Here is a 14,633-nt window from a genome sequence, read left to right as displayed (position 1 = left end):
CCTATAGTTACTACAAAAAGACGTGTATCCCCATGAACAGGATACACGTCTTTCATTTTGCTATCATTTCCGAATCAGCCGATCACACCAGTAATACCGCAGATCAGTACCAGAATACCAATGACGATCCGGTACCATCCGAACACCGTAAAGTCATGCTTCTTGATATAGGACATCAGGAATCGGATAACGATCACCGACACGAGAAAAGCGGAGACCATACCCACCAGCAAAATTGCCGTCTCCATACCTGTGGCAGGCAGTCCGCACTTCACCAGTTTCAGCAGGCTTGCGCCGAACATAACCGGTACCGCCAGGAAAAAGGTGAATTCCGCTGCTGCGGTTCGGGATACCCCCAGCAGTAATGCACCAACAATGGTCGCACCGGAACGGGATGTCCCCGGAAATACTGCTGCAATGACCTGAAATACACCGATCATCAGCACGGTACTGTATTTCAGCGAAGCAATGCTGTTTATTTTCGGCGTTTTCGTCTTGTTCCATCGTTCGATCCAGATAAACGCTACGCCAAATAAAATCAGCATGATCGCCACAGTCCATGCATTATACAAGTGCTCGTTGCACCAGTCATCCAAAAGCAAACCGATCACTGCTGCCGGCAGACAGGCTGTAATAACTTTACACCACATTTGTAGCACATCTTTTTTCACACATGCCCCAAAGCCGCTCTGCGCCATAGGCTTCGGATTCTTCTGTTTTCCAAAGGGCCACAGGCTCTTCCAGTAGATCACCACGACTGCCATAATGGCACCCAGCTGGATCACCACATCGAACATTTCTTTGAATTTATCTGAAGCATCCAGAGAGAGAAATTCGTCCAGCAGGATCAGGTGACCAGTACTGCTGATGGGCAGCCATTCCGTGATGCCTTCCACGATACCAAAAATCAGTGCTTTGATCAATTCCCAAATCATAAGTATTGTATCCTTTCATCAGTTCAGTCGTCATAAATATATGCCGCTGTTTTCTATTGTAACACAATTTCTCGCATCCGTCAATGATTTCCGAGGAATTTATCATGGGCACCTCTAAATGTAAGATGCGCTACAGATGATGGGAAACGGGTTTTTAGAGGTAACCTCATGCATTCCCCTTTCTGTCTGTTCTCATTTTCCCTCGCTCCGCATATGCTATATCAAATATTACAACTGGAGTGAGGTATCATGAAAGAGCAGCCCGAAACACGTGCCGTGATTCTCGGCGAATATATTGTCCGGCAGAAAGCCACCGTCCGAGCCGCAGCAGAATGGTTCGGCGTATCAAAGAGCACTGTACATAAGGATGTCAGCGAACGGCTGGAGCAGCTTCAGCCGGAATTATATACACAGGTCAAGGAAATTCTCGAACAGAACAAACAGGAACGGCACATTCGCGGCGGGCTTGCAACCAAACGGAAATACGAGCTGCGCCGGAAACAAGAGGAGGAATATCAGACAAAAAACCATGCCAGCTGATCTGAAAAGACCCTGTACCCGACTGCTGCCGGATACAGGGTCATTCGTTTTATTGATAATTCAAAGGTTTATTTTCCCAACAGGAAACGCAGCAATGCAACAATATCAGACAGGTTGTACTCCTCGTCACAATTGAAGTCACGTGTTTCCATTTCCGGAATGCTGTAGCTATCTGCCTCCACTAAAATATCCTGCCGTGCCAATGCCAGGTCAAAACCATTGACAACGCCATTCATATCAAAATCGCCCGGAATATTCGCTTCCCCGCCAATTTCTGTTGTCGTTGTTGTCGTTGTAACATCATCAGTTTCCTTGGTGGTCGTAGTTCCTGGCTGGATTCCGCCGGAATAGAGATCTGCCGGCAGTTCGTCCAGGGTAATGCAGTAATCGCTGTTGTAGGTTTCTTTCAGCTGTGCTGCATCGTTATACTGACTCGCCATCAGATGATCACCATACCACGGACAGAAGTATAGCCATCCGGCATTTTCGATCGTAAGGTTCTCAATGGATGGGATTGAGTCATTTTCTGCCATGGCAACCATCTTTCTGCCGTCTGTCAGTTCATACAAATAGTTATAAATTGCAGAGATAGCGCTCAGATTAGGCGTACCGCTGCTCAGACCGTCATCCCGATTAAAATCACAGTTATATTTGTCATATGCGACAATATCTACATATTCATCTCCAGGATACCAAGTCGGGGAATTTGAATAGTTATAGCTGTTATACTCCCAGATGAGGTTATGAAGTCCATATTTTTCCGTAAGCGTTGTATACAACAGTTTCCAAAGTTCTTTGTATACTTCCGGACCATCATCGCCCCACCAGAACCATGAGGTACCATCACTGTAATTGCCCTCATTGCCCTGCGCCTCATGCAGCGGACGGAAAATCAGCGGTACGCCGGCATCCTGCAAAATCAGCAGCTGTTCTGCGAGATCTTCCATTGCCGCCTGAAAATACTCATATTCTTTTGTACCCTCTATGACAGCATTTTTTGTGTCAAAGGTGCTATTAGAAGCCTGACTGTTTTTATAGGTACATTGTTTCCAGTCCACTTCATCCCCAAGCTGATAATTTTCAAAGTCAATGGGTACATTGATGTGCCAGCTGGCGGTTGCAATGCCAATACCGCTTTCTGAATAGGGATTGTTCTTTACCCATTGAATGACACGATCTGTTGTGCCGTCCTCCCATCCATAAAGGGGATTGTAGTTCATAAAATCAAATCCGCGGATCGCCGGATATTTTCCGGTTTTTTCCTTGATATACTCAAATTCCAGTTCCGAGTTGCCGTCATTGCCGCCGCCATAGATTTCTTGCTGTCCTGAAATAATATGAGAGCCATAAACACTCTTCAAATATTGCATCAGAGCCTGTGTTTCACTGGTTGCTTTGCTGTCAACCAGCGTATCTGTTGCCTTGGCATAGTCCGGCGGAGGCGTCTGTGTCAGAGACATGCTGTCATACAGACAATATCCCCAGCCGCCGCCAAATGTTACCGTATTTTCACCCTTTGTCAGCTTGATATCACCCCAATTAAAATCATTCCAGGTGTCAGTATGGGGAATTTTTACTGTCTTACTCCAGGTAGAACCGTCAGAACGTTCTACAGAGACCTGTCCTTCCCGGATTTCGCCGTCATTTCCCAGATACATCAGGCTTCTGGAGACAAGACGATACATGCCTGTTTCAGGAGCATCAACCGTAAATGACATAGTACCGGCGCTGGTGACCCAGACAAAACCTTCACCCGTATATCCCGGGTATTCGTCATTATACACCTTTGTTGCAACAGTCGCGTCATTGGCGAGTGTCAGATCTTCACATTCAGAAGTGAATGAAAAACCTTCTGCCGATACGCCTGTCATAGGCAGAGCCTGCATCATCAGTGCACACATAGATGCTGCAATGCCAGCACTTCCAACGCGTTTCCAAATTTTTCGCATCATGGAATCTTCCTTTCTTTTTGACACCACTACATATTGTATCCCGTTACAGATATGCAGTGTATATTTTGTATGATTTATAATTCTATTATACACCTGATAGATATTTTTGTCAATAGTTCCAAAGACTTTTTGCACAGCTTTTTGCATTCCACATATGTACATACATTTTTTCACTGGAAAACCTGCACATACTCCAAAAAAACGCGTTCTGAATTGACAAACATTCTGCTGCATGTTATAATCAACTTGAGGCAATACCGCACAAAGATTGTGCGTCAGATGTACTCTACGAGCATAAACTTTGTCAGATTTTTCGTCAGATGAAACAAAAAGCGCAGTGAATACTTTGTGTATTCACGAGCATTTTTGTGAAATATGACGGAAAAGATGCAAGCATATGACGTGCAAAGCCGGCAGGCGCTCTTTGTGCGGTGTTGCCTTGATATTATCAAGAACGAGGCGATCCATTGTGTATAATCCAAACTCTCTCCGTGCAGAGGAATTTATTGACCATGCCGAAGTCATGGACTCCCTGACATATGCTGCACAGCACAAAAACGACAAGACGCTGCTGGCTGAGATCCTGGCAAAGGCAGAACTGCGAAAGGGATTGAATCACCGGGAAGCGGCTGTGCTCCTGCTCTGTGAGGATGCCGCAGTCACCGAACAGATCAACCGACTGGCAAAACAGATCAAGCTGGATTATTACGGCAGCCGCATTGTGATATTCGCACCACTTTACCTATCCAATTACTGTGTAAACGGATGCGTTTACTGCCCGTATCACGCCAAAAATAAGCACATCGTCCGGAAAAAGCTGACCCAGGAGGACATTGTTCGGGAGGTCACTGCCTTACAGGATATGGGACACAAGCGCCTTGCCATTGAAGCCGGCGAGGATCCGGTGCACAATCCCATTTCCTATATTCTGGAGTGTATTGATACCATTTATCATATTCACCACAAAAATGGTGCCATCCGCCGGGTCAATGTGAACATTGCCGCAACCACCGAAGAGGAATACCACATGCTCAAAGAAGCAGGCATCGGCACCTATGTCTTATTCCAGGAAACATATCACAAGGAGAGTTATGAAAAGCTCCACCCCACCGGGCCGAAACACGATTATGCCTATCACACTGAAGCTATGGACCGTGCCATGGCGGGCGGTATTGATGATGTGGGACTGGGCGTTCTGTTTGGTCTGGAGAATTATCCCTACGAACTGGTAGCCTTGCTCATGCACGCAGAACATCTGGAGGCAGTACACGGCGTAGGACCGCACACCATCAGCGTGCCCAGAGTAAAGCGTGCAGAGGATATCGACCCGAACGATTTTGACAATGGCATTGACGATGATATCTTCGCAAAGATCTGCGCTCTGATTCGCATTTCCGTTCCGTACACTGGCATGATCATTTCCACACGGGAGAGCCAGGTTGTCCGGGAACGCGTCCTGCCCCTGGGCGTTTCCCAGATCAGCGGCGGTTCACGCACCAGTGTCGGCGGCTATGATATCCCGGAACCAAAGGAGGAAAACTCTGCCCAATTCGATGTCAGCGACCAGCGTTCCTTAGACGAAGTGGTGCACTGGCTCATGGAATTGGGTTATATCCCCAGCTTCTGCACTGCCTGCTACCGTGCCGGACGCACCGGTGACCGGTTTATGTCCCTGTGCAAAAGCGGACAGATCCAGAACTGCTGCCACCCCAACGCCCTGATCACCTTGCAGGAATATCTGGAGGACTATGCCTCACCGGAGACAAAACGGCTGGGACAGGCATTGATCCAGCAGCAGCTGGGGGATATTCCAAATGAAAAGACCCGTGCGAAAACAGAACAGTTCCTGCGTGAAATTGCAGCAGGAGCGAGAGATTTCCGGTTCTGATCAACAGGAGGTTATGCCATGAATTACTATGTTGTAGATGCTTTTGCAGACAAGCTCTTCCGGGGGAATCCAGCCGGCGTCTGCATTCTGGAGCATGAGATTCCTGATACGCTGATGCAGAAAATTGCAGCGGATAACAATCTCTCCGAGACTGCTTTTTTATACAAAAATCAGCAGCAGTACAATCTTCGCTGGTTCACGCCTACATTTGAAATTGACCTGTGCGGTCACGCCACATTGGCGACAGCATACGTCCTCTGTACTTGTCTGGAACCCCATTTGCAGGAAGTCTCCTTCCACACAGTCAGCGGCATTCTGCATGTTATCCGACATGGCGACCGCTTTGAAATGTCTTTTCCTCTGCGTACCCCTGAAAAAATCCCTGTCACCCAGGAAATGATCACTGCGCTTGGAACAAAGCCGCTGGAAGTATACGCTGCACGTGATCTCTATGTTCTCCTGGAGAACGAACAGGCAGTAAAGGACTTCGTGCCGGATTATCAGCGTTTGAGCAAGCTCAGCGACTGGATGGGAATCGCTGTGACAGCAAAGGGAACAGATACTGACTTTGTGTCCCGATTCTTCTGCCTGGAACTGAAGCTGGAAGACCCTGTCACGGATTCCTCCCACAGCAGTTTAGTCCCCCTCTGGCATGAAAAGCTGGGAAAAACCGATTTTCTGGCAAAACAATTGTCGGAACGAGGCGGCGTGTTATACTGTTCCATGGGAAAAGAGGACGTAAAAATATCTGGTAAAGCAAAACTGTATTTGCACGGGGAAATATTTGTACCGGAGGAAGCATGACCATGGAACAGGATCTCAACCAAACCCCGCGAGGAAACCGGATACACATCGGCTTTTTTGGGCGGCGCAACGCCGGAAAATCCAGCTTGGTGAATGCTGTCACCGGGCAGAATATCGCCATAGTTTCCGACATCCGTGGAACCACCACCGATCCGGTGGAAAAGGCAATGGAACTGCTTCCCATGGGTCCAGTTGTGGTGATTGACACCCCCGGGCTGGATGATGTGGGAGAATTGGGCGAAATGCGTATCGCACGAACCCGCCGCACACTGGAGCACACCGACCTGGCAGTGCTTGTCGTAGATGGTACTGTAGGCATGACCCCAGAGGATACGACACTGCTGGAACAACTGAAAGCCCGGCATATCCCCTATCTCATTGCTTGGAACAAGTCAGACACGGCGGTACTGCCGAAAATCCTGCCGCCTGATACAGTTCTAGTCAGCGCTGTCACCGGCGAGGGCATTCCAGCATTGAAAGAGCAGCTTGCCGCACGTTATCAAAGACAGGCTGTGCTTCGGGAAACACGTTCCATCTTCGGCAATTGGCTCAGCCCGGAAGATATTGTGGTACTTGTGACGCCCATCGACGAATCTGCACCCAAAGGGCGCATGATCCTGCCCCAGGTGCAGACGATCCGGGAGATACTGGACAAGACAGCAATCTGCCTTGTCACCCAGCCGGAACAGCTTGCCTTTTGCCTGAAAATGCTCCGGCATCCCCCGAAGCTGGTAGTCACAGACAGCCAGGCATTTGGTCAGGTCAAGGAAGTCGTCCCGGATTCAATACCGCTTACATCCTTTTCCATTATATTTGCCCACTACAAGGGTGTGCTAAAACCGGCTATGCAGGCGGCAAAAACATTGGAAACACTCCCGGAAAACAGCCGCATCCTGATCTCCGAGGGCTGTACGCATCACCGGCAGTGCAATGACATTGGTACCGTGAAGCTGCCGAAGTGGATTCAGGCGCATACAGGAAAGACCTTTCAGTTTGACTTCACTTCGGGAAATACCTTCCCGGAGGATTTGTCCGCCTATCAACTGGTGGTACACTGCGGCGGCTGTATGCTGAATCAGCGGGAAATGGAATCCCGTGCTGCACGAGCTACTGCCCAGGGCATGCCCTACACCAATTACGGAACACTGATTGCCTACCTCAATGGCATTCTGGAACGGAGTCTGACAGTTCTGGAACAATTATAATCCAAACACAAAAGAAAACCTTTCTGCCCATCCAAAAGCAGAAAGGTTTTTCTCATATCATACTAATCTCTGATCAGTTCCATGAAAAGATTCGCCGACAGGCATTCGCTGATCAAGGAAAACGTCCGCAGGCAGGCTGTCGCCTGGCAAGGGCGTTTGACGACGAGCAGCGAGTGGATGGCGGTGAAGATTTTCATGGGTTTGGTCAGAGATTAGTATCAAAACGAAAATTTATTTCGACTTCTTCACTGCCGCCACAATCGCTTTCACGATCTGCACCAGCACCATAGAACCAAAGCTGAATCCATACATTGCCGCAATGAGCACGCCCGGCAGGTCATTTTCGATCTGGAACAGACCGTGCAGACCCGGGATCCACAGTACTGCATTGATGAGGATCATACCCACTGCAAATGCCATGAGGGCAAACTTGTTGTTCCACAGACGCTTGGAGAAGATCACCGGTTCGTCTGCCTTACAGCTGAAGCCGTGGAACAGACGGGACATACACAGTGTTGCAAATGCCATCGTCATTGCTGCACTGGCATTGTGGGCACCATTGTAGAAATAGCCCAACAGGAATGCGCCAATGGTTGCCAGACTGATAATAACACCGGAATAGCCCACACGCATGAGGAAATCCTTTGTCAGAATGGACTCCCCTGCCGGTCTGGGTTTCTTCTTCATGACAGAATCTGTATGGGGTTCCAGTCCCAGAGCAATTGCCGGGAGCGAATCCGTCAGCAGATTGATGAACAGCAGGTGTATTGCCGCAAAAGGTACCGGCAGACCTGCCAACGAACAGAACAGCACGGCGATAATGCCGGCAAGATTGCCTGACAGCAGGAACAGAATGGCTTTTTTGATGTTCTCATAGATGTTTCGCCCATTCTTGACTGCCTTGACAATGGTAGCAAAATTGTCGTCTGTCAGGATCATAGCTGCCGCATCCTTGGAAACCTCCGTTCCCGTAATACCCATTGCCACGCCAACATCAGCCTGCTTCAATGCAGGTGCATCATTGACGCCGTCACCGGTCATAGCAACAATATTGCCCCGGGTCTGCCATGCACGGACGATACGGATCTTATGTTCCGGTGTCACACGGGCATAGACCGATTTGTCTGCCACAAAATCCACCAGCTGTTCGTCTGTGTATGCATCCAGAGCAGAACCCTCTACAGCCTCTTCCGGCTTCTCCAGAATGCCGATTTCCTTTGCAATGGCAGATGCCGTCACAATATGGTCGCCGGTGATCATAACCGGCTTAATGCCCGCAGACTTACACTCTGCAACCGCCTGCTTTGACTCCACACGAGGGGGATCCATCTCAGCAATCAGTCCCAGATAGGTCAGATCGTTTTCATCCTCAACCGACAGCGTATCGCCGGAAAATTCCTTCGCCGCAAAACACAGCACTCGCAGACCCTGTTCGGAAAGCTGTTCTACCTGATCCACAATCTCCTGCTTTTCCGCCTGAGAACATGTCATCCGATCCAGCAGAATATCTGTCGCACCCTTGGTGTACATTTTCCGCACACCGCCGCAATCGTTCAGAGTAGACATGAGCTTCCGGTCAGAATCAAAGGGAATTTCACTGATACGTACACATTCCTGACGCATGGTCTCATCTGAAAGTCCACGATCCTGGGCAAACCGCACCAGTGCCGTTTCCGTGGGATCGCCGATCTCCACGCCGTCCTTAAAGGTCGCATCATTACACAGTACCGAAGCCAGAATCAGCTCATGCTCTGCTTCATTTTCCGGATTCACATCGTCTGCGGTAATGATATGCTGCTGTGCCACGATCTTCCGGACAGTCATTTTATTCTGAGTCAGCGTTCCTGTCTTATCGGAACAAATGACCGATACCGAGCCTAAGCCCTCAACTGCCTGAAGCTTACGCATAATGGCATTTTCACGGGACATTTTCTGTGTACCGAAAGAGAGCACAATGGTAACAATGGAGCTGAGGGCTTCCGGAATCGCTGCAACTGCCAGCGCAATGGCGAACATCAGGGAGTCCATAATGGCATTAAAGTTGATACTGTCTGCACGCACCATGCTCAGCACAAATACTAGAGCGCAGATCACCAGAATTGCCATAGAAAGCCGCTTGCCAAACTGATCCAGCGTCTTTTGCAGGGGTGTTTTTCTTGCCTCCGCATTCTGGATCAGCGTTGCAATTTTGCCCACTTCCGTATTCATGCCAATGTCTGTTACCACACAAGTACCACGGCCGTAGGTAACGAATCCGCCGGAATACACCATGTTTTTCCGGTCAGCCAGCGGCACTTCATCAGTAATGGGGTCAAGGCTCTTTTCCACATTGGTACTCTCACCCGTGAGCGCACTCTCATTTGTTTGCAAGGATGCACAGTCAATGAGTCTGCCGTCCGCCGGGATCTGATCACCGGCTTCCAAAAGTACCACATCGCCCACAGTGATCTCCTCCGCCGGAAGCACCAGCTTTTCACCGCCGCGCAATACCTTTGCCGTCGGAGATGAAAGCTTTTTCAGATTGGACAAGGATTTCTCCGCCTTTACCGTCTGCACCGTTCCCAGAATGGCATTCATGGTGATTACTGCGATAATAACCAGAAAGCTCTCCAGATCTCCGGTAAATGCCGAGATCAGCGCAGCGATAATCAGGATAATGACCAGAAAATCCTTGAACTGCTCCAGGAAAATCAGCCAGGTAGGCTTCTTCTTTCCCTCCGCAATGGCATTTTTCCCGTACTGCTCCGCATGTCTGGCAGCCGTCTCCGGAGAAAGTCCCTCAGGAGTGGTTTCCAGTTCATGAAAAATCTCCTCTGGCTGCTGCCGATAGCGTTCGTTCATACACAACATTCCTTTCCTTTTTGTAGCATTTTTGCGGTTCGGTTGACAAGAGTGGACAAACAAAAACGGCAAGCCCTTACGGAACCGACACCTATCCTGTCTGCCATGCTCCGTAAAAGTCTCGCCGTTTAGATATGAAGCGGGCTGCTTTCACAGCCGTACTGACGCCGCATAAACAGGGTTCCCCCTGCCAGCTACTCTCTTTTACTCTATTATTATACCCAGATTCTTTCGTTTTGTCAAGAGTTTTTTTCATTTTTTTCAAAGAACAAAACAACTTTTTATAAAGAACATAATTTTTTTATGCTAATTGACATTTTTCTGCACTTATGCTATAATAATATGGAAATTATTTTTTAAGCAATTTCAGAAAGGAGATCTAACTTATGGTTCATCATCGTTTACCGATAATACCAGCGTTTTGTGACAAAATGAAAACACTGTCTTATTTTTGCCGCAAAGAAGCCGTTCCTTACTCTAAAAGGAAACAGCTTATCCTTTGGTACATTTTCGTCGCCATTCTATTCTGGGGATTATACCTCCGGTTCAAAGCATGTTACTGGGGTATGCCTTACCGTCTACATCCAGATGAAGGCACAATTGTAATACGTGCCATCGACATGCTTTCCCGTAATTCATGGGAGGCACATTCTTTTGAACGTCCAGATCAAATAGAAATCAAAATCTGCTCAATACTTTTTCAGATTGTATCCCATATCAGATATGGATGTGATGCGGAAGAAGCGTGGAATCAGGGTAATATTGATTTTTTCTATTTAACTGCCCGTCGTTTTACTGCGGTATGTGGCACACTTATGATTCCTCTTGGCTACTGCATTGTAGAAAAAGTGAAATCACACTCTGGTATCTTTGCAGCAGCAGGAATTGCATTTTTCCCAATCTTTGTAGAGCACTCCGCATATGCAACACCTGATATTCCTCTCACTCTTATCACTATGTTGATTAGTTATACTGCCATGCTGTATCTGGAACATCCTACACAAAAAAGATTCATATTTCTTTGTATAGAAATCGGTTGTGGCATTTTAATTAAATACACTTGTGCAATTTCATGCATCTTACTCGCTATTGTTTTTATTTATAACGAAGCTAAGCAGAAAAAGAAAAAGAAGATTATGCATATTGTTATCGCAGGATTATGTTCTGTTATCTGTATTTTAGCGACAATATTTTTCCTTGCGCCAAACCTCTTTACAAACTTTAATGAACTAATTTCTCACTTAAAAACAGAATCACGAAACAACCATCTAGGTGCCGACGGACTTGGCTTCTGGGGGAATTTATTGTTTTATTTGAAATGTTTTACAGAGCATGCCGGCTTTGAAACTTGGATATTTGTTATTTTAGGAATTATATGGCTTTTCTTCAAACGAACCAAGCATGTTATTCCTCTATCATTAGGTGGAATTTTCTGGATCTGTACAAGCATCCTTTCGCTTCATTGGGAACGCTGGGGCATGCCAATGTATGTCACACCTATTTTTTTCTTTGCAATTGGGATCTCTTTTATAATTGATGCTGTTTTCTCTCTGGTTTCTATAAAACAAAAGGTTTTATACGGAAGTATTCCAATTTCGCTTTGCCTCTTGATTTTTATGAACAATTTTATTACCGCTAATGTAGTCAGTCTTAGACAAAGCGGAAATCAAACCAGAATTGAGTCACTTTCTTATTGCAACGCCAATCAGATAACCAAGGAAAATTCACTTTCTGATGGATATACTCCACTTCGGCTATTTGAACCCGGAAGTATTGATATTCAACTTGATGAAAATGGAAAATTAATTATTCCAGAAAATATCGAATACCTTATTCTCAGCAGTGATATGTATGATCGATACTATGAAGAGACGAATATCTATCAGAATGTCATTGCAAAATATAATGCCATTCGTGAACAATGTGATCTGATTGCAGAATTTAACCCAGTCCCAGAAAAATCAAGTGTAATTAGTATCATTAATTTGCCTTATCAATGTCATGCATTGAAACAGCTTCTTGCAGGCGGAATAAATGGATGTACAATTGAAATTTATCATGTTTGATATCATCAAATAAATCAAAAAGCATCTGTGCAGAAATATTTCAGCACAGATGCTTTTTTATGATATAAATGAAAAATCAATTCTCACTTTTTATAAAAAGTCAATTGTTTACCTTGCGAGCATAATCCGGCAGGAGCATCGGAGAAACGGTATCTGCCTGAATGCCAGCGTCTGCCAGTTCCTTTTCGAACTTTGCAACGTGATCCAGCGTCAGCTTGCCCACAACAACATCCTTTGCCTTAGCAGCAGCGTACTTACCAGCGTTACGTCCGAATACGATAACATCCAGCAGAGAGTTACCCATCAGACGATTGCGACCGTGTACACCGCCAGCTGCCTCACCAGCAACGAACAGGTTTTCCACACAGGTCTGGCTGTCAGTGCCGACCTTTACGCCACCGTTCTGGTAGTGCAGTGTCGGATATACAATGATTGGCTGCTTGCGGATATCAATGCCATACTTGCCAAACATACGCAGCATAGCCGGAATGCGCTTTTCGATGGTACCCTCGCCATTTTTCAGTTCGATCATCGGTGTGTCGAGCCATACGCCCTGACCCTCCGGAGTCTTGACCTGATTGCCGCGCTTGCACTCACGAATGATAGACGCAGCAGCAACGTCACGAGTTTCCAGCGGATGCATGAATACTTCGCCGTTAACATTAACCAGCTTTGCGCCCAGAGAACGAACCTTTTCGGTAACCAGTGCGCCGAAGATCTGTTCCGGGAAAGCCGCACCAGTGGGGTGATACTGGAGAGTATCCTGATACAGCAACGGAGCGCCAACACGATATGCCAGTACCAGACCATCTGCGGTTGCGCCGTAGTGGTTGGAAGTCGGGAAACCCTGATAGTGCATTCTGCCTGCACCGCCGGTAGCGATGATAACAACCTTTGCCTTTGCAATCAGGATTTCGCCGGTTTCCATGTTCTGGAGAACAGCACCTGCGCAGTGACCCTTGTCGTCCATGATCAGTTCAATTGCAGAAGTGAAATCTACAACCGGAATCTCACGGTTCAGCACTTCGTCACGGAGTGTACGCATGATTTCTGCACCGGAATAGTCCTTTGCAGCGTGCATTCTCTTCCGGGAAGTACCGCCGCCGTGGGTGGTGATCATGTTGCCCTCAGCGTCCTTGTCGAACTCTACGCCCAGCTCGTTCAGCCACTGGATGCAGTCCGGAGCCTCAGTAACCAGCTTGTAAACCAGTTCCTTGTCAGCTGCGAAATGACCGCCACCGTAAGCGTCCAGGAAGTGCTGTGCCGGAGAATCGTTGGGCTTGTCCGCAGCCTGGATGCCGCCTTCTGCCATCATGGTGTTTGCATCACCGATACGCAGCTTGGTTACGATCATAACCTTAGCGCCTGCATTGTCAGCTTCGATTGCAGCAGAAGCACCTGCACCGCCGCCGCCGATGATCAGTACGTCAGTCTCATAGTCCGGGCAGGACAGATCCGGCAGATCGTCCTTGATACGGCTGTCTGCCTGAAGCAGGCGAACCAGTTCCTTCGGTGCCTTTTCACCCTTGTTCGGACCAACAGTAATGGTATCGAACTGGTCAGTACGATAGTCCGGGTGGTATGTTTTCAGCAGGGTGTCCTTTTCCTCCGCAGTCATTCTTCTCGGTTCCATTGCAGCATTTTCTGCTCTCGCAGCCTCTACCAGCTTAATGGATTCCAGCATTTCTTCAGTATACATTCTGCAGATCCTCCCTTACTTTTCGATTTCACGAGTGTTGTACATCTCACGGATAGCAGCGTCATCCAGTGCCATATTTGCACGGATTGCCTCTTCGCACTTGCCGCTTGCGATCTCTTCGACACGGTCAGCCAGATGCTGGCACTTCGGTGCAATGTACTTACCATTCAGGCGGCGAGCCAGCATTGCAACCTGGGGATGAGAGATACCAGCTGGGCAGCGGGAAGAGCAAACGCCGCACATAACGCAGTCAAAGGATTCCTCTGCGCACTTTGCATACTCTGCACGCTGTGCATATGCGATGTACTGCATCACATTCAGACCCTGCGTACATGCGTTGGTACATGCATTACAGCCGATACACGAATAAATTTCCGGATAGTTCTTCATCATAACTGTCTCATCCGGACGAACCTCGTTGATGTCGTAGATCTCCTTGATCAGCGGGAAGAACGGCAGCTGGGTGATGTACATGCCCTCTACCACCTGAGTGGAGCAAGCCAGGCAGGTGTGCAGTTCTCTGTCGCCCTTGATGCGGTAGATCGTAGCGCACGCACCGCAGAAGCCATTCCGGCAGCCGCAGCCGCGAACCAGTTTATAACCAGCATATTCCAAAGCCTTCATGATGGTCAGGCTGGCAGGTACCTCGTACTTCTTGCCCATCACGAACACATTAACCATCTGTTCCATGTGAATTCTCCTT

10 protein-coding genes are annotated in these 14,633 nt (G+C 47.8%); 5 read left to right on the top strand and 5 right to left on the bottom strand.

The features are described 5' to 3' along the window. Positions 1-74: 74 nt before the first annotated feature. Positions 75-935, bottom strand: a complete 861-nt coding sequence (locus Q0418_RS02120) for an undecaprenyl-diphosphate phosphatase (protein ID WP_298481894.1) — start codon at positions 933-935, stop codon at positions 75-77. Positions 936-1,184: 249 nt separating this feature from the next. On the opposite strand from Q0418_RS02120, the gene Q0418_RS02115 reads away from it, so the two are divergent. Next, the gene (locus tag Q0418_RS02115; protein WP_298481893.1) at positions 1,185-1,475 is read left to right on the top strand and encodes a sporulation transcriptional regulator SpoIIID; all 291 of its coding nucleotides are present in this window, start codon (positions 1,185-1,187) and stop codon (positions 1,473-1,475) included. A 68-nt stretch (positions 1,476-1,543) separates the two neighbouring features. Here the strand turns inward: Q0418_RS02115 and Q0418_RS02110 are convergent, their stop codons facing one another. After that, positions 1,544-3,427: a glycosyl hydrolase gene (locus tag Q0418_RS02110; protein WP_298481892.1), complete on the bottom strand. Its 1,884-nt coding sequence runs from the start codon at positions 3,425-3,427 to the stop codon at positions 1,544-1,546. A 469-nt stretch (positions 3,428-3,896) separates the two neighbouring features. Here Q0418_RS02110 and hydG point away from each other — a divergent pair, with 469 nt between their 5' ends. From hydG to hydF, 3 genes are read left to right on the top strand one after another with little or no spacing between them, the layout of a single operon-like run. Further along, on the top strand, positions 3,897-5,315 hold the full coding sequence (hydG, locus tag Q0418_RS02105; RefSeq protein WP_298481891.1) for a [FeFe] hydrogenase H-cluster radical SAM maturase HydG: 1,419 nt from the start codon (positions 3,897-3,899) through the stop codon (positions 5,313-5,315). Positions 5,316-5,333: 18 nt separating this feature from the next. Continuing rightward, positions 5,334-6,119 (top strand): PhzF family phenazine biosynthesis protein, encoded by a 786-nt coding sequence (locus Q0418_RS02100; RefSeq protein ID WP_298481890.1) that lies wholly within the window; start codon positions 5,334-5,336, stop codon positions 6,117-6,119. A 2-nt stretch (positions 6,120-6,121) separates the two neighbouring features. Next, positions 6,122-7,324, top strand: a complete 1,203-nt coding sequence (hydF, locus tag Q0418_RS02095) for a [FeFe] hydrogenase H-cluster maturation GTPase HydF (RefSeq protein WP_298481889.1) — start codon at positions 6,122-6,124, stop codon at positions 7,322-7,324. 231 nt (positions 7,325-7,555) lie between these two features. Here the strand turns inward: hydF and Q0418_RS02090 are convergent, their stop codons facing one another. Next, positions 7,556-10,165 carry a cation-translocating P-type ATPase gene (locus Q0418_RS02090; protein WP_298481888.1) on the bottom strand — a complete coding sequence of 870 codons (2,610 nt, stop codon included), beginning with the start codon at positions 10,163-10,165 and terminating at the stop codon, positions 7,556-7,558. A gap of 386 nt (positions 10,166-10,551) precedes the next feature. Here Q0418_RS02090 and Q0418_RS02085 point away from each other — a divergent pair, with 386 nt between their 5' ends. Then, positions 10,552-12,231, top strand: a complete 1,680-nt coding sequence (locus tag Q0418_RS02085) for a glycosyltransferase family 39 protein (protein WP_298481887.1) — start codon at positions 10,552-10,554, stop codon at positions 12,229-12,231. 100 nt (positions 12,232-12,331) lie between these two features. On the opposite strand, the gene Q0418_RS02080 is transcribed toward Q0418_RS02085, so the two are convergent. After that, the gene (locus Q0418_RS02080; RefSeq protein ID WP_298481886.1) at positions 12,332-13,930 is read right to left on the bottom strand and encodes an FAD-dependent oxidoreductase; all 1,599 of its coding nucleotides are present in this window, start codon (positions 13,928-13,930) and stop codon (positions 12,332-12,334) included. A gap of 15 nt (positions 13,931-13,945) precedes the next feature. After that, positions 13,946-14,620: a 4Fe-4S dicluster domain-containing protein gene (locus tag Q0418_RS02075; RefSeq protein ID WP_298481885.1), complete on the bottom strand. Its 675-nt coding sequence runs from the start codon at positions 14,618-14,620 to the stop codon at positions 13,946-13,948. Positions 14,621-14,633 lie beyond the last annotated feature (13 nt).

This window comes from uncultured Ruminococcus sp. (assembly GCF_937915125.1).
GTDB lineage: Bacteria > Bacillota > Clostridia > Oscillospirales > Ruminococcaceae > Ruminococcus_C.
Note: the sequence above shows the minus strand (reverse complement) of the source record. Positions and strands in the feature narration are given on the sequence as shown.